This window comes from Flocculibacter collagenilyticus, from assembly GCF_016469335.1.
GTDB classification, from domain to species: Bacteria; Pseudomonadota; Gammaproteobacteria; order Enterobacterales; family Alteromonadaceae; genus Flocculibacter; species Flocculibacter collagenilyticus.
This window is the reverse complement of record NZ_CP059888.1, coordinates 2,166,115-2,190,142: the sequence shown is the minus strand read 5'-3', so window position 1 is coordinate 2,190,142 and position 24,028 is coordinate 2,166,115. Positions and strand designations below refer to the sequence as shown.

The 24,028-nt window shown below is 39.7% G+C and carries 16 protein-coding genes and 2 tRNA genes; 13 read left to right on the top strand and 5 right to left on the bottom strand.

Features of this window, described 5'->3' with window-relative positions; translation table 11 throughout:
* The first annotated feature begins 411 nt into the window (after positions 1-411).
* On the top strand, positions 412-879 hold the full coding sequence (locus tag HUU81_RS09695) for a hypothetical protein (RefSeq protein ID WP_199608758.1): 468 nt from the start codon (positions 412-414) through the stop codon (positions 877-879).
* A gap of 88 nt (positions 880-967) precedes the next feature.
* Here HUU81_RS09695 and HUU81_RS09690 read toward each other — a convergent pair whose 3' ends face one another.
* Positions 968-3,805: a M16 family metallopeptidase gene (locus HUU81_RS09690; protein ID WP_199612018.1), complete on the bottom strand. Its 2,838-nt coding sequence runs from the start codon at positions 3,803-3,805 to the stop codon at positions 968-970.
* A gap of 407 nt (positions 3,806-4,212) precedes the next feature.
* Here HUU81_RS09690 and HUU81_RS09685 point away from each other — a divergent pair, with 407 nt between their 5' ends.
* The 3 genes from HUU81_RS09685 (at position 4,213) to HUU81_RS09675 (ending at position 6,204) form a co-directional block, all read left to right on the top strand.
* Positions 4,213-5,736 (top strand): V-type ATP synthase subunit I domain-containing protein, encoded by a 1,524-nt coding sequence (locus HUU81_RS09685; RefSeq protein WP_199608757.1) that lies wholly within the window; start codon positions 4,213-4,215, stop codon positions 5,734-5,736.
* 258 nt (positions 5,737-5,994) lie between these two features.
* Positions 5,995-6,081 (top strand) — tRNA-Leu (locus HUU81_RS09680).
* A gap of 47 nt (positions 6,082-6,128) precedes the next feature.
* Positions 6,129-6,204 (top strand) — tRNA-Gly (locus tag HUU81_RS09675).
* Between the two features lie 176 nt (positions 6,205-6,380).
* Here the strand turns inward: HUU81_RS09675 and ppsR are convergent.
* The gene (gene ppsR / locus HUU81_RS09670; protein WP_199608756.1) at positions 6,381-7,190 is read right to left on the bottom strand and encodes a posphoenolpyruvate synthetase regulatory kinase/phosphorylase PpsR; all 810 of its coding nucleotides are present in this window, start codon (positions 7,188-7,190) and stop codon (positions 6,381-6,383) included.
* A gap of 143 nt (positions 7,191-7,333) precedes the next feature.
* On the opposite strand from ppsR, the gene ppsA reads away from it, so the two are divergent.
* Together ppsA and HUU81_RS09660 are read left to right on the top strand one after the other, a co-directional pair.
* Positions 7,334-9,709, top strand: a complete 2,376-nt coding sequence (ppsA, locus tag HUU81_RS09665) for a phosphoenolpyruvate synthase (RefSeq protein ID WP_199612017.1) — start codon at positions 7,334-7,336, stop codon at positions 9,707-9,709.
* A gap of 147 nt (positions 9,710-9,856) precedes the next feature.
* Positions 9,857-10,219 carry a DUF2750 domain-containing protein gene (locus HUU81_RS09660; RefSeq protein ID WP_199608755.1) on the top strand — a complete coding sequence of 121 codons (363 nt, stop codon included), beginning with the start codon at positions 9,857-9,859 and terminating at the stop codon, positions 10,217-10,219.
* A 90-nt stretch (positions 10,220-10,309) separates the two neighbouring features.
* Here HUU81_RS09660 and HUU81_RS09655 read toward each other — a convergent pair whose 3' ends face one another.
* Together HUU81_RS09655 and HUU81_RS09650 are read right to left on the bottom strand one after the other, a co-directional pair.
* Positions 10,310-10,765 carry a SufE family protein gene (locus HUU81_RS09655; protein WP_199608754.1) on the bottom strand — a complete coding sequence of 152 codons (456 nt, stop codon included), beginning with the start codon at positions 10,763-10,765 and terminating at the stop codon, positions 10,310-10,312.
* On the bottom strand, positions 10,765-11,988 hold the full coding sequence (locus HUU81_RS09650) for a cysteine desulfurase (protein ID WP_199608753.1): 1,224 nt from the start codon (positions 11,986-11,988) through the stop codon (positions 10,765-10,767). The genes HUU81_RS09655 and HUU81_RS09650 overlap by 1 nt, the downstream gene beginning before the upstream one ends.
* A gap of 263 nt (positions 11,989-12,251) precedes the next feature.
* Between HUU81_RS09650 and acs the strand changes: the two genes are divergently transcribed.
* The 5 genes from acs to HUU81_RS09625 all read left to right on the top strand — a co-directional run bounded on the left by acs (position 12,252) and on the right by HUU81_RS09625 (position 17,840).
* Complete coding sequence (gene acs, locus HUU81_RS09645) at positions 12,252-14,183, top strand: acetate--CoA ligase (RefSeq protein WP_199608752.1); 1,932 nt, start codon at positions 12,252-12,254, stop codon at positions 14,181-14,183.
* A 128-nt stretch (positions 14,184-14,311) separates the two neighbouring features.
* Positions 14,312-14,779: a hypothetical protein gene (locus HUU81_RS09640; RefSeq protein ID WP_199608751.1), complete on the top strand. Its 468-nt coding sequence runs from the start codon at positions 14,312-14,314 to the stop codon at positions 14,777-14,779.
* Positions 14,780-15,001: 222 nt separating this feature from the next.
* Entirely contained in the window at positions 15,002-15,475 is a 474-nt protein-coding gene (locus HUU81_RS09635) for a hypothetical protein (RefSeq protein WP_199608750.1), read from the top strand.
* Positions 15,476-15,904: 429 nt separating this feature from the next.
* Complete coding sequence (locus HUU81_RS09630) at positions 15,905-17,131, top strand: alpha/beta hydrolase-fold protein (protein ID WP_199608749.1); 1,227 nt, start codon at positions 15,905-15,907, stop codon at positions 17,129-17,131.
* A 229-nt stretch (positions 17,132-17,360) separates the two neighbouring features.
* Positions 17,361-17,840 carry a hotdog fold domain-containing protein gene (locus tag HUU81_RS09625; protein ID WP_199608748.1) on the top strand — a complete coding sequence of 160 codons (480 nt, stop codon included), beginning with the start codon at positions 17,361-17,363 and terminating at the stop codon, positions 17,838-17,840.
* Between the two features lie 213 nt (positions 17,841-18,053).
* Here HUU81_RS09625 and HUU81_RS09620 read toward each other — a convergent pair whose 3' ends face one another.
* A complete protein-coding gene (locus HUU81_RS09620) occupies positions 18,054-19,040 on the bottom strand; it encodes an ion channel (protein ID WP_199608747.1) in 987 nt (328 codons plus the stop codon).
* 160 nt (positions 19,041-19,200) lie between these two features.
* Between HUU81_RS09620 and HUU81_RS09615 the strand changes: the two genes are divergently transcribed.
* Positions 19,201-20,157 carry a glutathione S-transferase family protein gene (locus HUU81_RS09615; RefSeq protein ID WP_199608746.1) on the top strand — a complete coding sequence of 319 codons (957 nt, stop codon included), beginning with the start codon at positions 19,201-19,203 and terminating at the stop codon, positions 20,155-20,157.
* A gap of 356 nt (positions 20,158-20,513) precedes the next feature.
* Positions 20,514-23,921, top strand: coding sequence for a S8 family serine peptidase (locus tag HUU81_RS09610; protein ID WP_199608745.1), 3,408 nt, complete (start codon positions 20,514-20,516; stop codon positions 23,919-23,921).
* The last annotated feature ends 107 nt before the right edge of the window (positions 23,922-24,028 follow it).

Here is a 24,028-nt window from a genome sequence, read left to right as displayed (position 1 = left end):
CAGCTAGGGCGTGTTGACCTTTCGAGGTCATTTTTGCAGCAGTTTGTTTGTCATTTATACAAGACAGAGCAGGTAAAGTGTGGTTATTCCACACGCAACTGCGATAACGCAGTATAAATGGCAAACAAGCGCTGCCTTTGGGTTCATCTAAACGTTTCTTGCTCTTTGTTGTGACGCGCTTACTTGGAATAACCAAGCGACACTTGTCACGCCGCGATCAAAAAACGTTTAGATTGAACAAAATTCGACCTAGAAAGGTCAACACGCCCTAGTATAGGTACAATTTTACTATGTTATTTATGCCGTTAATTTTAAATTAAAATAAGAAAGTATTACTCAGCTAATGAACAGCTTCTTTTCGTCATATAAAAGTTTGGTATAAATTAAATTTGTTATTAAGGATATATCTTCATGAAAATACTCACTTCTACTTTATTGTTAGTAGCAGGATTAGTTTTACCTTTGAACGCATTAGCGACAGATGAGCATCAGTATGACTCCCATACAGAGCAATATATTCAATCAGTTTATTGGCTATCTAAGCAGGGTGAGGGCGCTGTCGTTTATGCTAGGCATCAGGGCGCTACAACACTTAAACAAAAAATCGATAATGCCATTTTACTAGGGCGGTCTGTAAATCCGGCCAAAGCTGAATACGACCATTCAGACGAGCTTTTACTTATGATGCCAAGTTTAAATACTAAGCTGCATGTTTATTTGGTTGGTGATGGTATTATTTTTAATAAGAAAAAATACGTGATGGCTTCTTCAGATATTCAGAAGCTTAGAAAAATGAATCACTATAGAGTTGAGAAAGGGGATAGTATCTCTTCAAAACAGTTGTTATTAGCAAAGCAGCGTTTTGGCTTACCTCAGTAAAAGTATTCGTTTTAATAATGAGCGATATAAAAAACTCCGCATTAAAGCGGAGTTTTTTGAATGTTACTTATGTAAGTGTTGAAGCGAACTATATTTCGTAAGGTTCTATTTTATAGCCTAGTGCTTCTAATTTAGGTTTAAGTGTTTTAGCGTCACCAACAACAACCATAAACATAGAGTCAATATTTAAGTGCTTCTTAGCAAGCGCGTTAATTTCTTCTTTAGTGATTGTGTCTACTATTTCAGAGCGCTGCTTCACAAAGTCAGGCTTTAAGTCATATTCAAGAATTTGTGCTAAGAAGCCAAGCTTTGCTCTAGGTGTTTCATATTCAAGCGCATCACTTTGATTAATGGCATTGCGCATGAAGGCAAGCTCTTCATCAGTAATCCCTTCGCTTTGGTAGCGTGTTATTTCGTCAATAAATTCAATCAGTGATTTATCCGTCACATCAGCACGCACTTCAGCGGAAGCGATGTAAGCACCTTCATACTGATCGCCAGTAAAGTATGAACGAGCACCATAGGTGTACCCTTTATCTTCACGCAAATTTAAGTTAATGCGACTGTTAAATGCACCACCTAATGCAAAGTTCATTAACCCAGCTTTAAAGTATTCACCAGCAATGTCTTTAGTTAAGCTGCGTTTACCTATGCGGATAGCAGATTGTGCGGCATTATCTTTGTTAACTAAGTAGATTACTTTTGTTGGCTGAGTTTGTTCAGACAACGTTACCGTTAGCTCTGGGCCTTTACCTGCCCATTTAGTAAACGGCGTTAAGCTAGCCAGCAGTTCTTCTTTATTTAAATTAGAAACAGTAATAAGTTGCCCGTTGGTAGGTTTAAAATGCGTTTTGTAAAACTTAACAACATCTTCTACTTTGATATTAGCAACCGACGCTTCAGTACCAGACGAAGGAAGACCTTTTAAGGCACCTTTTTGAAGTAGTTGATTAAACGCGGTGCGCGCCAAATAACCAGCATCTTTTTTACCGTTTTTGATGCCTTCAATCGTGTTGTTTTTAACACGAGCAAAGTCCATTGGTAAAAAAGCAGGCTTCATTAGCTTTTCATTCACTAACATCAAAGTTTGCGTTAGGTTTTTTGAAAGCGCATTAACAGAAACGTTAATGTATTTTCCAGATGCATAAACCGATACACGACTACCTAACAGCTGTAGTGCTTTAGACATGTCTTCAGCTGAGCGCTCGGTAGTAGACTCATTTAGCATTGCGGCCAAAATGCTTGATAAACCTCTAAGTTCCTGTGTTTCGTACAAGTGCCCAGCAGGGATCTTGAAAAGTAGTGAAGTTGTTGGTGTTTCTAAGCTTTGCGTGCCTAGTACGGTAATGCCGTTCGCTAACTCATCTCTCCACATTTTTGGTACATCAACAGGCTTATTAGCTTTAGCAATTGGCATTTTACTGCGGTCGAAATTATCTTGTGCTGTTCTAACTTGTAAGCTTTCAGCTGTGGTTGCTTCTGATTCAGGAATATTGCGCGCAGGTGGCGTAAAGTTATCTTTTTTCGCAACAGCGGCTAACTGACCTTTTGGCACCACACTCATGATTACAGCATGTTTATCTTTAATGTAAGTGTTGTACACGCGCATGATGTCTGCTTTGGTCACGTTGGCATAACGCTTAATATCTTCTTCAATATAGTTAGGGTTTCCAGTGAAAGTTTGATTAGCAGCAAGCTGGCTAACTTTTCCACTTACACTCTGCAGGCCAAAGATAAAGTTAGCCTCCATTTTTGCTTTTGCTTTATTAAGGTCGTCGTCTTTTACACCACGAGACTCAAATTCTACTAAGGTGTCACGTATCACTTTTTCAATATCAGCTAACGACTTCCCGCTTGCAGGGTGTGGCAGGGCATATAAATCAAATGTACATGCTAACTCGGCACAAGGGTGGCTAACTGAAGCTTGCACAGCTAACTGATTCTTCACCAAATTTTTATAAAGTAAAGATGTTTTACCGCCACCTAAAATTTCGGCAAGGGTATCTAGTGGGGCTTCATCTTCATGACGAACGTAAACGGTAGGCATCGACATATATAGTAATGGCAGATGAACATTATCTTCCATTGAAATATAACGGTCGTTATCGAGTGTTACTAGTGGTTTGTCGGCATTGTTAACGTCTGGCCCTGTAGGAATAGAACCAAAGTATTTTTTAACTAATGCTAATGCCTCTTCTTCTGCAAAGTCGCCACCAATGGTAAGGGTAGCATTGTTTGGACCATACCAACGTAAGAAAAATGCTTTTAAATCATTTACATTAACGCGATTTAAATCTTCCATAAAACCAATAACTGGCCAGCTATATGGATGGTTTTCTGGGTAAAGTGCCATGCTCACACGTTCGTTTAAACGGCCGTATGGGCGGTTATCAACACGTTGACCACGTTCATTTTTTACCGTTTCGCGTTGTACTTCAAATTTTTCTTGAGTAACCGAGTCTAGCAAAAAGCCCATTCTGTCGGCTTCTAACCATAATACTTTTTCAAGTTGGTTTGCCGGTACGGTTTGATAGTAATTTGTACGGTCGGTATTGGTTGTGCCGTTCAGGCTACCGCCAGCTTCAGTCACAATTTTGAAGTGCTGTTCATCAGCAACATTATCTGAGCCTTGAAACATCATATGTTCAAAAAAGTGAGCAAATCCCGAGTTACCAATTTTTTCACGTGCAGAACCAACATGATAGGTGATGTCTACATGCACTAATGGATCGGAGGTGTCTTGGTGAAGAATAACGGTTAATCCATTCTCTAGTTCATACTTTTTATATGGAATGGTTGTTTTACCAGCTTCAGCTTTTACTTCTTCAATAAAAGTAACACCTTCAAGCGCGTTTTGTTGTTCTACTTTTTTAGATTGCGTTTCTTTAACTGTATCACTAGGTTGGCTACACGCCGCTAGTAACATGACCAGTAGTGAAGGGACGATTTTTTTCAAAATTGCTTCCTTTGATTTAGCTATAAAGTTGTATTCTTAATGCGAATTACATGAATATATAAGTGGTTTATTTTATTCAACCACGCAACTTGCACTACTTCAGTAAAATATTCAAGTACCTTGATAGTTAAGTGTTAACAATACGTATTAATTAAGCTACTGATGTATAAAGTTTAACCCTTGAACTCTGATTGTGGGATTAATCGAAAAATTTATGCTTAAATAAGAATTAAGTACATAGTATTAAAGCTAAGCTGGATTTGTTCTAGGCCAGTTGAATAGGCGTTTAGTGTTATTGTATGACGTATGGGATATTTTCATCACGAAGCGCAGTAATCCGTGTGCTAGTGTAACAAGTAGTATTAATGAATTAAGTCATGGCGAATAAGCAACACTCTTCAAGAATAAAATCTTATCGAACAGATCGTTTGTCTGAAATTCCAACGATGGCAAGTGCTATCTCTAAAAAAATCTCTTTATTTAAAGAGCAGCATCGAAATCTGGTTGAAGAGTCTCAGTCGTTTTTTGAAAACTATAAAGATGATAGAAAGCAGCTGTACAAGTTAAAAAAACGTATGGCGACTTATAATGAACACATTAATACCATTGAAGAATATAAAAAGAAAAATGGAAAGCTGCCAAAAGTAAAAGGGCAAGAGTCTACAGAAAAATTTTTACGTACTTTGTATAACAGTCACGATAAAGATAAAAAAGAATATAAAGAAACGATGCAGCGACTAAATGCTGAGCGTATTCATCGTTATGAAGGCTTGGATCACCTTGTAGACAATATGCTGGATTTATTAGACAGCAATAAAATATTTAGTCAGTTTTTAGGCACGATCGCACTTTCAACCCCGTTACCCGATGAAAAAGTACGTTGTGTGCGTAATGAAAAATTTAAGCCGATTTATATTGCAGCGTTAACCGTTGGATTATTTGATCAGATTCGCTGTAAAGTTGATTTTAACGTTGAATATTTAAATAGGCACTTATCTGAAATTTTCAACAATGACACGATTAAGCTAGGCTTACACGACCCAGCAATGCCAGCTGAAGTTAAAATTGCGTACCGTGAAGAGATTTTAAAGCCGCTTGCGAATGCTGCGCTTATTCAACACATAGGAAGCTATTCGCCGGAAGCGGAAGCAATTTTTGATGATGACAGATATCGTCAATTAACGTTGCATGAGCGCGAGCAATTAATTGAAGTTTTACATGCCAAATCTATGGATTACATGAAATACGCAATTGGCATACCGCCTAAGCGTTTTGATAATAAGGATGATAAACAGGCCTATATGGATTATGAGTCTGGAAAAATGCAATTTACCTTGTCCATTCTTAATAGTCTTTCTCAGCAGCAAAATGAGCTAGGCGATGTTTTGCGCATTCCTATGGTGTACTCGTCGTTTATGGTTTCTACCAAGCCGGACTTCGATTATGAAGAAATTTATGACGCGTATAACATTATTGCTAAAGGCGCTAAGCAACAACGATATCGACAAGATTATGCAGAACTCTTTTTAAATATGGTTGGGCGCTTTCCACTGGGAAGTGGCATATTTTTTATTTCGCAAGAGTCTGGCGTTATCGAACGTGGCATAGTGTCTTCTTTGTATCCGGAAGATGCAGATTCAGCAATTTGTAAGCAGATCACTAAAAATCAAATACAATCGTTAAGCCAAACGGAAGTGGTGGTGGATAAAAAAACCAATATTTACTTCAAAGAAGCAAGAAATCTGTCTGAATACGAGCCAGAGTACTTTAAGCAACGGTTTGAAGATGAATACACATGGAATGCGAATGCATTGTGGGAAGTGCAAGTACCAGCATTAACGTTTTGGAAAAAAGACGGGACGATAAAGTTTAATTCGTTAGAAGAACAAGAAGAGAGTTAATCCATGCTTTGGGCAGGAAAAGCCAACAAGCTTTAGTAGTGTTATAGTTGGAAAAGTGTTCAATTCTACCGTTTATGTACATAAAGTAATCGAACAAACTGAATTACTAAAAAAAATCACTTTTAACCGTTGACAGTTTTGCAGAAAACTTTAATAATGCGCCCCGTTGAAACGCAGCAGGGAACGAAAGTTACCTAAAGCTTAAAACAAAGTTTCAAAGTAGGGCGCCAATCTCTACTATAAAAAAAATTACTCGTTGCCCGGGTGGTGGAATTGGTAGACACAAGGGATTTAAAATCCCTCGTCTGTAAGGACGTGCCGGTTCAAGTCCGGCCCCGGGCACCATCTTAACGAGTAAACTGCTTGTAACACAACCAGATGTTACTTATGAAGCGTGTATAGCTCAGCTGGTAGAGCGCAACCTTGCCAAGGTTGAGGTCATGAGTTCGAACCTCATTACACGCTCCAAATTTCCTTTCCTTTATTATTTTATTCATAATATCTAAATTCTATTTTTATCTATTTAAATCACACAGTTTTATTTTGTCCTGTATTTTTTAATACCAATTAAATCGGTCTGACTTAACTGGTATCAATGTAGTGCCACAGTACTATATAGTTATTAGATGTCCGATTACTTAATATTAATACTTGTGTCGCTCTAAGCCTGTCATTCCTAAGATCTTTGCGGTGATCTCTTCAACAGATAAGTGTGTTGAATTGATATATTGAATTTTCTCTTTTTTATACAGCATTTCTACTTCTCTAAGTTCAATTCTACATTGTCTAATACTGGCATATCGGCTGTTCGCACGGCGCTCATGTCGGATAGCGGCAAGTCGTTCTGGGTTGATGGTCAGCCCAAAAAGTTTAGACTTATTTTCTTTTAGCACTTTAGGTAATTTAAGACTGTCCATGTCTTCGGCAATAAAGGGGTAATTTGCTGCTTTAATGCCATATTGCATTGCTAAATATAAGCTTGTTGGGGTTTTACCCGTTCTGCTGACACCAACTAAAATAATATCGGCCTCATCAAAGTGTGTGAGATTTTGCCCGTCATCATTTGCCATGGTGTAATTTATGGCTTCAATTCGGTTGTCGTAGGTTTTTTCATGAATACTGTGAGTTCTATGCGCTTTCGGCTTAGGCTCAATTTTTAACTCTGCCGCCATGGGTTCTGCAAAATGGTTTAAAAAGTCAAAACAGGCTCCTTCGCTCTCTCTAATAACCGTTGTTAGCTCCGGATCGACAAACGTATAAAAAACTAAAGGTCGTTCGCCTGTTGTTTTATAACGATCATTAATTTTCTCCTGAACACGGGTTGCAGCTTCCGTAGTTTCTACGAATGGAATGGTTATTGGCTCAAATTCGATAGGAAAAAGAGAAAGAAGGGCGTTGCCAAACACCTCTGATGTGATTGCAGTACCGTCGGAAATAAAATAAGCTGTTCTCACTAAAAACCTCGTAATGTTGTAATAAATTTACATAAAAAATTAGTGTTTTACCTTAATTTTTATAAAGTGTATGATTGCGCCGCTTTTTTGAAAAGCAATTTGTAACATTACAAATCGACAATTACAATTTGGAGAGCAAAGCCGTGCAAGAATACGTACTCTGGTATCAAGACTTAGGCATGGGAGATGTGAATCGCGTTGGTGGAAAAAACGCATCACTTGGTGAAATGATCTCAAACTTAGCAAACGCAGGCGTGGAAGTGCCGGGCGGATTTGCTACCACCTCTCACGCATTTAATGAATTTCTAGAGCAAAGTGGTTTGAATGAAAAAATTCACACCATTCTTGATACACTAGACGTCGACGATGTACAAAAACTTGCAGCAGCAGGTAAAGATATTCGTCAATGGATTATTGATACTCCTTTCCAGCCTGAACTAGATTCAGCAATCAGAACCGCCTACAGTGAATTACATGGCGATGCTTCTCAAGACATCTCTTTTGCCGTTCGTTCATCTGCTACCGCTGAAGACATGCCAGATGCTTCTTTTGCCGGACAACAAGAAACATTCTTGAATGTGCGTGGCATTGACGCAGTAATGGAAGCAGTAAAGCACGTATTTGCTTCACTATTTAACGACCGCGCTATTTCTTACCGTGTACACCAAGGTTACGATCACCGTGGTGTGGCATTATCTGCTGGTATTCAGCGTATGGTTCGTTCAGATTTAACCTCTTCAGGTGTTATGTTCTCTATTGATACCGAATCAGGATTTGAAGATGTTGTATTTATAACCTCTTCTTATGGCCTTGGTGAAATGGTCGTACAAGGTGCTGTTAACCCTGATGAGTTTTATGTGCATAAGCCTACGTTGGCAGCTAATAAGCCGTCTGTTGTGCGCAAAACATTAGGCAGCAAAGCAATCAAGATGATTTACTCTGACGATACGTCGCACGGTAAACAAGTTGAAATTATTGATTGTGATAGTACCGATTCGAATAAGTTTTCAATTACCAATGAAGAAGTTGAAGCACTTGCCAAGCAAGCTGTCATTATTGAGCAGCACTATGGCCGTCCAATGGATATTGAGTGGGCTAAAGATGGTGTTGATGGCAAGCTTTATATCGTTCAAGCCCGTCCTGAAACCGTGCGTAGTAATGAAGACTCCAACACGATGGAGCGTTTTCAGCTAAATGAACAGTCTTCAAAAATTATAGAAGGCCGTGCGATAGGGCATAAAATTGGTAGCGGAGTCGCTAAAGTACTCGCATCGATTGAAGATATGGACCAAGTGAAGCCAGGCGATGTATTAGTAACAGACATGACAGATCCTGACTGGGAACCTATCATGAAACGCGCGTCTGCAATTGTTACCAATCGTGGTGGTCGTACATGCCATGCTGCTATTATTGCGCGTGAGCTAGGTATTCCTGCGATTGTTGGCTGTGGTGATGCAACATCTAAAATTGCTGACGGTAGCAAAGTAACGGTATCGTGTGCAGAAGGTGATACAGGTTATGTTTATGAAGGTGAGCTTGCCTACGAAGTGATTTCTTCACGTGTAGATGAGATGCCAGAACTACCAATGAAGATAATGATGAACGTGGGTAACCCAGACAGAGCATTCGACTTTGCGCGTTTGCCGCATGCTGGTGTTGGTTTGGCGCGTTTAGAATTTATTATTAACCGTATGATTGGCGTGCATCCTAAGGCGTTAATCAACTATGACGCACAATCGGCTGACGTAAAAGCGGAAATAGACGAAATGATGGCGGGCTACGAGTCGCCAACAGAATTCTATGTGGCGAAATTGACTGAAGGTATTGCAACGCTGGGTTGTGCATTTGCGCCAGAAAAAGTGATTGTGCGTATGTCTGACTTTAAGTCAAACGAGTACGCAAATTTAGTAGGCGGCGAAGCTTACGAGCCTGAAGAAGAAAACCCAATGATTGGTTTCCGTGGTGCTTCACGTTATATTTCTGAAGACTTCAGAGATTGTTTTGCTATGGAATGTGAAGCAATTAAGCGTGTTAGAAATAACATGGGCATGACCAATATTGAAATTATGATTCCATTTGTTCGCACAGTAGGTGAAGCACGCCAAGTAATTGAATTACTTGAAGAGCAAGGCTTAAAGCGTGGTGAAAATGGTTTACGTATTATTATGATGTGTGAATTACCTTCAAACGCGTTACTTGCAGATGAGTTTTTAGAGTACTTTGACGGTTTCTCAATTGGGTCAAACGACTTAACTCAGCTAACGTTAGGTTTAGATAGAGATTCAGGCTTAATCGCCCACTTATTTGATGAGCGTGATCCTGCCATTAAAAAGCTGCTATCTATGGCTATTAAAACAGCGAAAGAAAAAGGCAAATATGTAGGTATTTGTGGTCAGGGTCCTAGCGACCATGAAGACTTTGCTGCATGGTTAGTGGAGCAGGGGATTGATACGGTTTCATTAAACCCAGATACCGTGTTAGAAACGTGGTTATATCTTGGTAAAAAATATCAAGCTTAACTATAGCGTTTGCTTATAGCACTTAAGCGTCGCGTATAACCGTAGCGCTTAACTATTCATTTTAAATAAAGGCTGTTCAAATATGAGCAGCCTTTTTACGTTGAGCTGCTATAATTCGCAGCTAATATGCCAATAAGAGTAAAAATTATGTCGTCATCTCCAAATATAGCCACTATGTCTGCGCAAGAGCGTTTTAATCATTTAGTTAATGTGTTCATTGAAACTAAAACCATCTGGATTTTAAAAGATGAGGTGGGCGCAGTAATGATGGTTGCTCAGGAAGAGGATTGCATTCCTGTGTGGAGCAATAAAGTAGATGCGCAAAATTGGGCGAAAGAAGAGTGGGAAGGGTGTGAGCCTATGTCTATATCTTTAGCGGACTGGGAAACAAAATGGACTGATGGCATGGCAGAAGATGAGCTAATGTTAGTTATTTGCCCAGACGATAAAGAGGAAGGATTGGTAATCTCGCCGTTTGAGCTAGAAGAAGCGCTAAATAAAAAGCGCTAATGGCTATTCAATACGTTGTTTTGAAATAAGTCTTTAATGTTGCAGCACGATCAAATGCGTGCTGCAAAGCTCCATAAGCCGATGTGCAATTTAAGCGTTTGAATCTACATGAGTGTTATTTAATATCTCAGTAATTATCGCTTTAATGCCATTGCCGCGCGAAGGGCTTAAGTGTTTCAATAATCCGGTATTTTCAAAAAAAGCAGTATGATCTGTGTTACCGATTTCGGTGCTTGTTTTGCCATTAAATAACGCCAAAATAATATAAATTAAACCACGAACAATTTTAGCATCTGAATCTACTATAAAAGTATGTGTGCCGTTGTTATGTTGGTGATACAGCCAAACGTTGCTTTCACAGCCTTTTACTTTAGCGTCTTCACGTTTGAATTCTTCTGGTAAGCGTGGAAGTAATTTTCCAAGAAGCATAATTTCACGATAGCGGCTTTCCCAAGATGTCGCTTGATTCAAACGTTCTAACACTTCATTAGCATCAAAGCCTTGATAGCCAGATGTTGGTATCGCTAAATTATTTGTTTCTGGCATTATCCTAAAAACTCCTTCACTTCTTTTAACGCTTGAATAAAACGATCAACATCTTCAATTGTGTTATATAAACTAAACGATGCCCTTACAGTGCCGTTAACTCCCATATATGCCATTAATGGCATAGCACAATGATGACCAGTGCGCAGTGCGATGCCTTTTTGATCCATAAGCACGCCAATATCTGAATGATGTTCGTCAGTTACATTAAATGAAATAACACCTACGTTATGTTTGGTATCGCCGTATATTTCAATACCTGCAAGCTGCTGTAATTGTGCGAGTGCGTAACGATAAATATGGTCTTCGTGGTTAATAATATCTTGGCGATTAAACTGTGTCAGAAACTTAAGCGCCTGCGATAATCCAATAACTCCCGCAATATTTGGCGTGCCAGCTTCAAATTTGAACGGTATTTCGTTAAAGCGCGTGCCACTAAAGGAAACATGCTCTATCATTTCGCCACCTGCTTGATAAGGAGGCATCGCACTTAGTAAAGCAGCTTTACCATAAAGAACGCCTGTACCCGTTGGGGCATAAAGCTTATGGCCTGAAAACACGTAAAAATCACAGTCCAGTGCTTGTACGTCTACAGGAACATGAGCAACAGCTTGTGCGCCATCAATTAATACGGTGGCGTTTACTGATTTCGCTAATTCAATAATTTCTTTAACGGGCTGAATGTTACCCAATACATTAGAAACATGACTTACAGCAACCAACTTGGGTTTTAAGGCGAGTAATTGTTTGTATTCTTCTAAATCAAATATTTGTTGTTGAGTTAAACCAACGACCTTTATGATTGCGCCAGTTTTTTCTGCCACTAATTGCCACGGCACAATATTAGCGTGGTGCTCTAATTGACTAAGGATTATTACGTCGCCTTCACTCAAGTTGGTCATTCCCCAACTTTGCGCCACTAAGTTTATGGCTTCGGTTGTGCCTTTCGTCCAAATAATTTCTTTACTGCTATTTGCATTAATAAAGTGTGCCACGGTTTCTCGGGCTGTTTCAAACTGCGCTGTTGCTAAGTCACTAAGGTGATGAGCACCACGGTGAACGTTTGCATTATTGTGTTCATAGTAGTGTTTAACAGCATCAACTACACATTGTGGCTTTTGTGTTGTGGCAGCGTTATCTAAATACACTAAGGGCTGTTCGTTGATGCGTTGATCAAGAATAGAAAAAGAGTTTGCTATGGTTTCAGGAGTAAAGGTATTCAAAGTTTATCTAGGCAACAATAAAATGGGCGTGAATAATCCAATTTTTTTAATGACGAAGCAAGTAAATTTGTATAAATTTTAGCGTAGCAGAATCAAAACGTATACCCAAAGCAATTGAAAAGGCAGCTAGGCGACAAGTAATCGACTCCTCAAGCGCTTAGACAAACTAAGTGATGAGTGTGAAAGCGTCGTCAATAACGCTGTATCTTCAGTTAGAGTGGGTATATAAAAATCTGAATAAAAAATAATTATAAAGGATTAACATGCGACCTCTTGAACAAGAATATCCCGTTAAGCAGTCTACTCATCCCACCTATTTTACGCACAATACTTACCTTGAAGAATACCAACAATCAATTGATAACAGCGATGCATTCTGGCTTAAAAAAGCCAATGAATTATTGACGTGGTATAAAGCACCTACCGAAGGGCAAGATGTTGACTACACCAAGGCGCACATTAATTGGTTTGCAGATGGTGAGCTAAATGTGTCGGTTAATTGTATCGATAGACACTTACCTGAAAAAGCGAATCAAACGGCCATGCTATTTGAAGGTGATGAACCCAACGACTCTTATCCTGTTACCTATCAAGCACTTTACGATAACGTGAATAAGTTCGCGAATGTATTAAAGCAACGAGGCGTAAAAAAAGGGGATAGAGTTTGTATTTACATGCCCATGATCCCTGAAGTGGGTTACGCCATGCTCGCTTGTGCACGTATAGGCGCGGTGCACTCCGTTGTGTTTGGCGGCTTTTCACCTGAGTCACTTAAGTCACGCATTTTAGACTCTGATTGCCAAGTGGTGATTACCGCGGATGAAGGAGTAAGAGGGGCGAAAGTCATTCCTTTAAAAGCGAATACAGATAAAGCAGTAGCGTCTTGCCCTAATGTTCATTCTGTGATCGTTGTTAAACGTACGGCTGGAAAGATTGATTGGCACGCACAGCGAGATTGCTGGTATCACGAGCTAATGGAAAGTGCTGCGGAATATTGTGAACCCGAGGTGATGAACGCTGAAGATCCATTATTTATATTATATACATCTGGCTCAACAGGTAAGCCAAAAGGCGTTTTGCATACTTCTGGTGGTTATTTGCTTTATGCATCAATCACTCATAAATACGTTTTTGACTATCAAGACGGTGAAGTGTACTGGTGCACAGCTGACGCTGGCTGGATAACAGGTCATTCATATATCTTTTACGGGCCATTGGCTAATGGGGCTACCACCTTGGTATTTGAAGGTGTACCAACGTATCCAGACGCTTCACGGTTTTGGCAAGTTATTGAAAAGCATAATGTAAATATATTTTACACCGCACCGACTGCTATTCGTGCACTAATGAGTCTTGGCGACGAGGCCGTACAAAAGCATGACCGTTCATCATTACGTTTACTAGGCACAGTGGGTGAACCTATCAACCCAGAGGCATGGCATTGGTATTACGAAGTGGTTGGAGATGGCCAGTGCCAAATTGTAGATACATGGTGGCAAACTGAAACTGGCGGCGTATTAATTACGCCATTACCCGGTGCAACCACTTTAAAGCCAGGTTCGGCAACACGTCCATTTTTTGGTATACAGCCTGCCCTTGTTGATAATGATGGAAACGAAATCGAAGGCGAGGGAGCTGGAAACCTAGTCATGAAACAATCATGGCCCGGACAAATGCGCGGCGTTTATGGCGATCACAAACGGTTTTATGACACTTATTTCTCACAGTTTAAAGGTTATTACACCACGGGTGATGGTGCAAAGCGCGACAAAGATGGTTATTACTGGATAACAGGCCGTGTTGATGATGTGCTCAACGTTAGTGGTCATCGGCTGGGTACAGCGGAAATTGAAAGTGCATTAGTATTACATCCCGCCGTTGCTGAAGCGGCTGTGGTTGGCTTTCCGCATGATGTAAAAGGAGAAGGGGTTTATGCCTATGTCACACTAATGGCAAGTGTTCCAGCTACAAGTGAGCTTGAACAAGAACTCACTCAATTTGTAGCAAAAGAAATAGGCGCGTTTGCTAAACCTGAAAAACTACAGTTTGCCTCGGCATTACCTAAAACGCGTTCAGGTAAAATAATGCGCCGTATTTTAAGAAAAATCGCGCAAGATGAACTAGAAAACTTAGGCGACACCAGTACACTGGCAGATCCAAGCGTCGTAGAGCAGCTTATTGCGGGTAAGCAGTGATTGATATGCATCTGAGGTAATTCTTTTATAACAAATTGCTAGTATTAACATCAAAGGGTTGTGGCTTGGTTAGTAAGGTTATTTTCCAAGCCCTTTTTGAATTTTTAACGGATTAAGAGTGTAGTTTTTTGAGTATTTCAATTACGCACAAATTTCTAAGAGTAACTAAGCCTTATTTGATTGGAGCAGGTGTAGATACATCATTATTCAGCGTAGAATTTGATGGCACAATTATTAAGCTCCTTTTGGAAGAGCGGGTTGTTTTTCATTCAGATGGAATAAACACTTTATATTTATGTGGCGAAAAGATGAAAATTGAGCGTCATACTGACGCAATGAATATAAGCCGCGTTTATTATAAGAATGAGCTATTTGTAGAATTTGATGAATATTATCGCTATAAAGGAAGCGCCTTTGGTGAAGAGTGCTTTCTAGTAAAACATAAAGATGCAACGTTTAAAGTGGTACGAAACCCATTCCGAATATTCTTACCTTTAAAGGTTACTTGTAAAGGTTTACCTTCTTTGCCCTTAACAACAACTTTTTCGCTTATGTGTCTTGTTTGGCAGTGGCATGAGTTTGATTTTCATTCTTAACTCCATAAAAATCATTAGCAGAGGTAGCGTTGATAGGCATAAAAAAATATGCGTAAAAATTTATGCTTATACATTGATATCATGCAGTCTCTACGGCCGTACGTCGGATTAATTTGTCGGGTGGCGCTTCGCTTAACCGACTTACGCGTTTTAAATTTGAATTACCTTCACTGTATGAGTGTTTGGGTGGAGTCTATTTATTGGTTTGGAGATAAGGAAATAATGGCATTTATAAAGTATTATCCACAAAGAACAACTGGTATAAAACATGAGCTGTATTTGGAGTCTGATATTCGACTTGATTACACAGTGATGATTCCAGAGTCAGGAACTCAGTTGGATGTTTATGAAAATGAAAAGTTAGTTGCTCAAATTGACGGAAATTGTATAAAAATTCAAAATCAACAAGTTCCAGAAAAAAAGTATGGAGTCTTTAATTGGGCTTGGGAATTCAAGCATCCACAGAAGATTGAGATTAGACCAGAGAATGATAATTTTTATTCAGATGGAGACGTGATTGGATTTGTATCTACTAAAGAGGCTTCAACAGGTATTCTAGATTTAATTTTTAATTTCAGAAATTCAGTTAGTGAAGAAGGGATTGTCAAATTAAATTATCAAGACCATAAACTGAATACTTTAATTGCGTTGTGCTTGTTGCTTGTTAAAGTTAGTAGAAGATTTCATACAATCTGAAATCAAATGATAACGGCCATACCTCGGATTGATTTGTCGGGTGGCGCTGCGCTTAACCGACCTACGCTTAACGTTTATGTAGTGTAGGTTGGAAAAGCCGAGGGCTCCTTCTAGCATGGTGTATGGTTTAATGTGTAGTGGTCAACTAAAACGCATTTAGGGGCAGCCAAAAGGTTGTTGATTGATAAATTCATTAGCTCTGCTCCTTTGGGCTTCCTTTTCTGCGAACTCTCACACATATCTGACGCGAAAATAACCAGTTTTCAATTGATATTTGTATAAAAATCAAACACACTGGACGTTGACTTCTTTTGATACCAAAAAATGAGCCTTGAAGAGCTTAATTGTGCGCAAAAATAATGTTGGGCGTACATTGCTATACAAATCATTCAACGTATTAGGACCATTCAATTTATAAGGGAATTGCAAGTGCGCATTTTTATTTTTTTATGTACGGTTTACGCAGTATGTTTTTCAAATAATAGTTTTTCAGACGAAACTCATGATGTCTATCAGGCTAAGGGAGATTTAGGGGCTCCCTCAATTGCTCATTTTGTAGTGCCATCTAAATATTTAGATGGAAATAAAGAAATTATTGTTTCATTGCCACATTCATATGTAGAAGCTAAGGATAGGCAAAAATTCCCGGTTGTGTTTGTTATGGATGCAGAGTTGATGTTTAACGCTATCGCTAGTCAGATTCACTTTCTTGGTTTGAATAGCCAAATGCCTGAAGCAATAGTAGTTGGGATCCCAAATGAGAGTGGAAAAAGACGTGACTTGTCTCCAGCAATTTTGAATTCGAATGGTAAACCCTATGGGTTTGGCGGAAATCAAGACAAGTATCTTAATTTTATTAAAGATGAAGTGTCTCAACTTATTTATAGTCAATTTTCAGCTGCTGAATTTAAGATATTAGTGGGATTGTCTCCCACAGGGCAGTTTGCTCTTCATAGTCTTTGGAAAGAACCTGGATTGTTTAATGCGCATATTGCTATAAACACCGCAAACTTTAAGGCGTTGGGTTATGGTGAGCACACCGTATTTGACAAAATTATTAACACTGTTAATAGCAACAAAGAATTGGGTGGGCACCTGTATATATCAATGCCGAAAAATGGCGGAGGCAGAAACCCTAAAATACTTGAAGGTTATGATTATTTAAGGAAAGAGTTAGCTCAATCAGATAATAAGCAGTTTAAGTTTAAACAAGAGTTAATTGATTATAACAGCTACGCAGCGGTTATACCTTCAGTAATGTCTGCATTTAATTTTATATTTCCGCCAAACTCATGGGATCCAAATTACGGCAACTTCTTTAGCGAAACGCCGGGTGAAACGTTAAAAAATCTAAAAACTTACTACAGTAATTTAAGCAATGAATACGGATTTGAAGCGTTTCCAAAAGGAGAGCGGTACTACAATAGAAATAGAATAAAAAGAATTGGTTACATGCTTTTAGCGAAAGGCAGAATTGACGAGGCTGTTACCCTATTTCAATACTGGGTTTCGTTATACCCAAATGCCGCCAATGCATATGACAGCCTTGCGGATGCTTATCAAAAGCTTGGTGACGGTGCTAAAGAAGAGTTTGCTAGAAATAAAGCAAAAGAAATTGCAAAAAGTAACAAGGACTTTAGAGCTAATCTTTTTTGAGTTAGCTGCATTTTCGCAAGATATAGCCTTGTTAAAAGCAACCTTAACGGCTAGCTCACACTAAGTATAGAAGCGCGCACAGCGTGTTATCGCAGACTGAACGAAATTTGGTAAGCGCAAATTCAGATAATATGTGGATTAGCATAAATAGTATGGTAGATACCAATATCAGAGAGGGTTACAATGTGACTACTCGTCACTCACTTTGCAATAAACTTTATTCCTGAATATGAGCAAGTCTAATAAAACACTAAATACATTTAATAAACTTAAACGGCTACCTTTTGGGAAAAAGATTTTCTCGTATGTTGTTAGCAAAGTTGCTCCCTATTTTTCTACCATTAACCCTCATATAACCACACTAACCCCTAATTATTGTGAGTGCTTGATTAAAAAGCAAAAGAAAGTATTTAACCACATACAAACGGTGCATGTTATAGCGATTTGTAATGGTTTAGAGATGGCTATGGGGGTGATGGCGGAAGCCTCAATTCCTCCAAGTCTTCGCTGGATCCCTAAAGGAATGTCGGTTGATTATACCGCTAAAGCTGGCAGTGATATTCGCTGCGTAGCAAGTGTATCAGCGGAAGACTGGAAACCAGGAGACATGCTAGTAAATGTTACTGCTTATGATGAAAACAGCATAGTAGTAGTTAAAGGCCATATTAAACTATGGATTTCTGAGAAGCCGATAAAAGAAACAGAATAAGGCTCAGAATACTGTTAGCTACTTAAGTTTTGTATTTATGGCTGTACCTTTAATTAGTTGATTCACGACTGTACATTGGATTATTTTTTAGGGTGGCGCTGTGCTTAACCGACTTACACTTTCCGTGGGTTAGAAAAGCCGTAAGCGCCTTCCGATATATTTATGGCTTAATAAATTCTATGTGAGGGTATAGCTAGCGAAAAGCAGTTACTATCATCGCGTCATTTTCTTCACAAACACCACCACGAATAAGGCGAGGGTGAAGCTGCCAGTAAAAGCTTCTACGGCGGCGATAATTCGGGAGGGACCGACGGGCGTTAAATCGCCGTAGCCTAATGTGGTGAAGGTGACGACGCTGAAATATAAGGCTGAGAAAAAGTCGGATACATTTGTGATGAAGTTACTGTTTATATCTAGTTGAATAATGGTGTCGCCGTATTTAATACCAAATAAAAAATATAAACAGGCGCAGATAAAAATGAGGCTGAGTGAAAACTTGATCACATTTAAAGGTTGTTCGCCGTAGCCGCAAAATAAGTCAACAAACTTTGAGAATAGCCGCTTACTTGTGTAGTGCGGATATTGATAGCGTCGCATGGTTAGTTCTTTGTGGATATATTTTCCGCCTAAACTAAATAAGCCTTGATGTTCTGCTGCTCGGCGAAGATCGCGGTAAATTTCTTCAGACTGTTCGAAATGATCAACGGCCTTTTCAATATCTCGATCTTTTAACGCTTGCTTGGCGACGGCTTCTTGCAGTAATTCATCTCCAATCTCTAAATTATCTATTTTAGAACCGATTAACTTAGTGCCTAACAAGTTAGTGTTTTTTAATTTGCAGCAGTGCAGGTTGGCGTCTCGTAAGTCGGCTTTCATTAGTGAGCCGTTTTCTAGCTTCATATTGAAAAGGTGTGCGCCGCGCATGTTGGCACGATAGAAGTCTGAATAGGATAGGTCGTAGCCATAAGCGTCTGTGCAACCGCGCTTTACCAAGTTTACATTTTCTAAATTAACTCGCTTTAATTTTAATCCATGCAATGACGCACCAGATTCTGCAAGCTTTTCGAGTTTTTCTTTTACATCTAGTCCTTGTTTGTCAAAGTTTGGGTCGTGCCAAAAGCAGTAGCCTGCACCTAGGTCTACTTCTTGACAGTTGGGGCCTGCCGGAGATTGATATTTGCACTTTTCCCTTTCTGACATGTTAAGACGTATCCAAAAAAGTTGTTTTAACCTAATTGAAATATAAAAGAATTTCTTATTTTGTCAAAATTGAAACTACACTTATTGGTTATATTGAGTCTGAATTTTTTGTTGCAAAATTAGGTCATTTTATATTTTACGATGAGGTAAGGGGAGAAGTATGGGGTTGTTAGTAAACGGCAAGTGGCAGGATAAGTGGTATGACACCAAGGAGAGCGGGGGAAAATTTGTTAGAGAAGACTCGCAGTTTAGACAAACTATTGTGCCTGCAAATGAGGTTAACAATAAAGATGAAGATTTTATTGCAGAAGCAAACAGGTACCACCTTTATGTATCGCTTGCATGCCCTTGGGCACATCGCACGTTGATTTTTAGAAAATTAAAAGGGCTTGAGAATATTATTGATGTGTCGGTGGTATCACCCGATATGCTGGAAAACGGCTGGGAATTTTCAGTTGAAAATAATCTGCCCGATCATCTTTTTCACTCCGATTATTTATACCAAGTGTATTTAAAGGCGGACAGTCAGTACTCTGGTCGCGTAACCGTGCCCATTTTGTGGGATAAAAAAACGGGGACGATAGTGTCTAATGAATCTGCTGACATTATCCGTATGTTTAATACTGCATTTAACGATGTTACGAACAATACTGTAGATTTTTACCCTGCACCAATAAAACAAGAAATAGATGAAATTAACGAGTTTGTGTATCACAACATTAATAATGGTGTGTACAAATGTGGCTTTGCAACTACGCAAGCTGCTTATGAAGAGGCATTTGATAAGTTGTTTTCAGCCTTAGATAAGGTGGAGGAAATGTTATCTAGCCATACTTATTTAGTGGAATCGACTTTAACAGAAGCCGACTGGCGATTGTTCACAACGTTAATTCGATTTGACGCCGTTTATGTTGGGCATTTTAAATGTAATAAGCAGCGCATTCAGGATTATCATCACATTTTTGAATATATGAAACGGCTTTATCAAACGCCAGGGATTAAAGAAACTGTTAATTTTGAGCACATTAAGCGGCACTATTACTATAGCCATAAAACGATTAATCCAACTCAAATAGTACCTAAAGGTCCGAGTTTTTCATTAGATGTAATGTTATAAACAGTATTACGAATACAAATAGCGAATGGTGAGTACCCATTACAAAACAATAAGCTATGTAACATTACCAGCTTAAAAAATAGTTTAAGATTAAAAATTGTACAACGGCTAAAAAGTGTGTAATCTAAATCTTGTTAGCAGGGATGCTAGCTAATTTTTGTCTTAACACAGTATTGATTAAGGTGAATTAGCTTCCTTCCCAGTTACATGTACCACAATGATCAACGATGATTTGCTAAATGCCAATTAGGAATACGAGTAATATTGTGCTCGTTGTTTGTAGCAGTGTGGCTAACCAGTAAATGTTGTCTCTGTTGAACTATTAAAAACAATAATAATCGGTGGAGAAAAAGCTGATGAAAATAGAACATAGTAACAACAGCCTTAGTAGTTTACGGAAGTCTGCGGTGAGTGTTGCCGTTGCAATGTTGGTAATGTCGAATGGCGTTGCTAATGCAGCAGGTGCAAATAAGCTTGTGGCAACCGGCACTGGAGTGACTGTTGTTAAACAAGTTTCTGCAGCAAGTGATAAAAAAGTTAAATCTAAAATTGAACAAGAAGAACAAATTTATATCGTTCGATTTAAAGAGCCTGCGTTAGCCCAATATACAGGTGGCATTAAGGGTATTGCGGCAACAAGCAATGCAATAACAGGCAAAACGAAACTAAATACTCGCAGTACGGCAAGCAAACAGTACAAAAACTTTTTAAAATCTCAACAAAAATCACACACAAAATCATTTGAAAATGCGTTAGGTCGAAACATTAAAGTAACGCATACCTACCAAAATGTATTTAATGGTATGGCCATTTCATTAACCAATGAAGAAGCCAAAGTTTTAGCAAAAAATAGCAATGTAGTTAGCATTGAAAGAGAAACTCACGAAATTCCATTAACTGATGTGGGGCCTGCATGGATGGGCGCTGAATCATTGTGGGAGTTTTTCGATTTTAATAGCAAGGAAATGGGCGGCACTAAAGGTGAAGGTGCAGTAGTTGCTATTTTAGATACAGGCATTAATCATGATCACCCGTCTTTTGCTGATGTGGGACATGATGGCTATGACCATTCAAACCCGTTAGGTGAAGGTAATTACATTCCTGGCAGTTACTGTGACACGGTAAATCCTGACTTCTGTAACGATAAGCTGATTGGCGCATGGGATATGGTGCAGTCTGGTGAAGATCCATCGTCACCAGAAGATAATGACGGTCACGGAAGTCATACGGCGGGTACGGTTGCTGGTAATGTGATTGACCCTGCAACGCTGAATGCGCCTACCACGTCGTTAAGTCGTAAGATTTCTGGTGTGGCACCACATGCAAACATTATCGCGTATGATGTATGTATTGATAGCTGCCCGGGTTCTGCGTTAATTGCAGCGGTAGAGCAGGTTGTTGAAGATGCAGCAGCGTTACCAAATGGTATTCAAGCACTTAACTATTCAATTTCAGGTGGTAACGACCCGTATAATTCATCGGTTGAATTAGCATTCTTAAACGTTACTGCGGCGGGTATATACGTAGCGGCTTCTGCTGGTAATGCTGGCCCGGGAGCGTCAACAACTGGCCATAACAGCCCATGGGTAAGTACTACGGCAGCAATGACTCATCCTAGAGGCATTATTAATACGTTAGGCGATATGGAAAGCGACGGTGCATCCTTAGGTAACTTAGTAGGCGCAGGCTTTACTACAGGTTATGGCCCGGCTTCCATTGTTTATGCGGGTGACTTTCCAACTAATAACGGCTCGCAAAACGATACCATTCCAGAGCAATGTTTAGATCCGTTCCCTGCTGGCCATTTCTCAGGTCAAATTGTGGTGTGTGACCGTGGTTCAATTGCGCGTACAGCGAAAGGGCAGCACGTACTTGCAGGCGGCGCTGGCGGATATGTGTTAGCGAATGCTGAAGCAAACGGTGAGTCAACATCAAGCGATGGTCACTTTTTACCAGGCGTACATTTAGGTTATACCGATGGCCAAACGCTGAAGAATTGGATTGCGAGCAACACTAATACTACCGCGACGATTCTGGGGTCAGAAGTAACAGAGCTGGACTCGAATGCAGATATTACAGCAGGATTTAGCTCAAGAGGGCCAAACCTTGCCATTGATATTCTTAAGCCAGATATTGCGGCACCGGGTGTAGACATCATGGCTGCTGTAAACAGCGGCGGTAATATTGATGCGCCGGAATTCGGGTTGTTATCAGGTACATCCATGTCTAGCCCGCACAATGCTGGAGCAGGTGCATTAATTAGCATGCTGACTGATTGGACACCATACGAAATTAAGTCAGTACTGATGATGACGGCAAAAAACACCATGCTTCGCAAAGATGACGGTGTAACGGCTACCGATCATTTTGATGTAGGCGCAGGGCGTATTCAGTTAGAAAAAGTACTAGATGCGGCATTGGTACTAAGCGAAACACCTGAAAACTTCTTAGCGGCTAATCCTGAAACGGGTGGTGATCCTAAAACATTGAACATTGCCAGTATGCAAAATAGCGAATGTGTCGGCACGTGTTCTTGGACGCGTACAGTGACTAATAAGTCTGACCGCCGTGGCACTTGGTTACTAAGTGGTGACAGTGACACCATGTCTATGAAAGTGGAGCCTAGAGTACTGCGTGTAAATGCTGGTGAAAGTAAAACAGTGACGGTTACTGTTGACACAACAACAGCGGCAGACGGTTGGAACTTTGGTGATTTAAACATGCGTGTTGTAGGCAGAAGTGACTCTAACCTGCATATGCCTGTTGTTGCTAAGCGTGCAACCAGCACAAGTGACATTTTATCTAAAACTGTTGATAAAGCGCATGCAGTTAAAGGTGATACGCTAAATTATGAAATTAAAGTAGCGAACACTAATATTGATGACGTCATTTCAATCATGGATATGCTGCCAGAAGATATCAGTTATGTTGATAACTCTTTAGTAACTTCAATTGAAGGTGGCACTGAAGTTAATCCAGCAGAGATGGACGACAATACGCTTTCGTGGAGTGTTCAATTAGAAAAAGGCAGCATTAGCCTTTCTCCTGCGGCAGCACCTTTTGGGTTTTTACCGTTAGCGAGTATTGGTGTTGAGCCATTCGAATGTCCTGCGTCAAGCTGTGACGAAGGTGCACACATTTTGAATGTACCTGCGTTTGACTTCAATGGTGAAACGTATACGCAAGTTATCTGGTCAATTAATGGTACGCTTGAAGTGGGTTCGGCTAGTGGTTCAGCTGCACCGTACTTAAATAAAGCGCTTCCAGATGAATCTACACCTAACAACCTAATTGCACCGTTCTGGACTGATTTAGATCTCAGTAATGGCGGCAGCTGGTATGTGGCGTCGGGCTTATCTGATGGCGTGCGTAACTTTACTGTATACGAGTGGTCAAACGCACCGCTATATGGTGAACCAGAATCAGCTTATTCATTCCAAATATGGGTTCAAGAAGGCACAGCGAATATCTGGATGGTTTATGACAACTTAACAGAATTACCTGCGGCACTTACTGTAGGTGTTGAAAATGACTCTGGCACCCAAGGAACTAGCTATTACTATAATGGTGAAGGTACAGCTCCGGTTCAAGGTGCTAGCTTAGGTATCGACAGTAGTGTTGGCGGAACAGCTACGCTGCAATTCCAAGCGGTACTAGATAAATGTAAATTAAGCACAGGTAAGAAAGTAGTGAATAAAGCAACGATGGAATATGGTAATAGTAGCGACAAGGCTATTGCAGTAACCACGTGTGACAATAAATAAAGTTAAGTAACTGTTTGAAAATATTATTAAAAGATAATATTCTAAATCGGTACTAACCTTACCAGTTTAAGTCTGCTGCTTATGTTTATCGTACATAGTACGGTGGG

Excerpts from the sequence above, each read along its gene's own strand:
- HUU81_RS09695 (WP_199608758.1), top strand. The coding sequence starts at position 412 with ATGAAAATACTCACTTCTACTTTATTGTTAGTAGCAGGATTAGTTTTA.
- HUU81_RS09690 (WP_199612018.1), bottom strand. The coding sequence starts at position 3,805 with ATGTTACTAGCGGCGTGTAGCCAACCTAGTGATACAGTTAAAGAAACG.
- HUU81_RS09685 (WP_199608757.1), top strand. The coding sequence starts at position 4,213 with ATGGCGAATAAGCAACACTCTTCAAGAATAAAATCTTATCGAACAGAT.
- HUU81_RS09660 (WP_199608755.1), top strand. The coding sequence starts at position 9,857 with ATGTCGTCATCTCCAAATATAGCCACTATGTCTGCGCAAGAGCGTTTT.
- HUU81_RS09655 (WP_199608754.1), bottom strand. The coding sequence starts at position 10,765 with ATGCCAGAAACAAATAATTTAGCGATACCAACATCTGGCTATCAAGGC.
- acs (WP_199608752.1), top strand. The coding sequence starts at position 12,252 with ATGCGACCTCTTGAACAAGAATATCCCGTTAAGCAGTCTACTCATCCC.
- HUU81_RS09635 (WP_199608750.1), top strand. The coding sequence starts at position 15,002 with ATGGCATTTATAAAGTATTATCCACAAAGAACAACTGGTATAAAACAT.
- HUU81_RS09625 (WP_199608748.1), top strand. The coding sequence starts at position 17,361 with ATGAGCAAGTCTAATAAAACACTAAATACATTTAATAAACTTAAACGG.
- HUU81_RS09620 (WP_199608747.1), bottom strand. The coding sequence starts at position 19,040 with ATGTCAGAAAGGGAAAAGTGCAAATATCAATCTCCGGCAGGCCCCAAC.
- HUU81_RS09615 (WP_199608746.1), top strand. The coding sequence starts at position 19,201 with ATGGGGTTGTTAGTAAACGGCAAGTGGCAGGATAAGTGGTATGACACC.
- HUU81_RS09610 (WP_199608745.1), top strand. The coding sequence starts at position 20,514 with ATGAAAATAGAACATAGTAACAACAGCCTTAGTAGTTTACGGAAGTCT.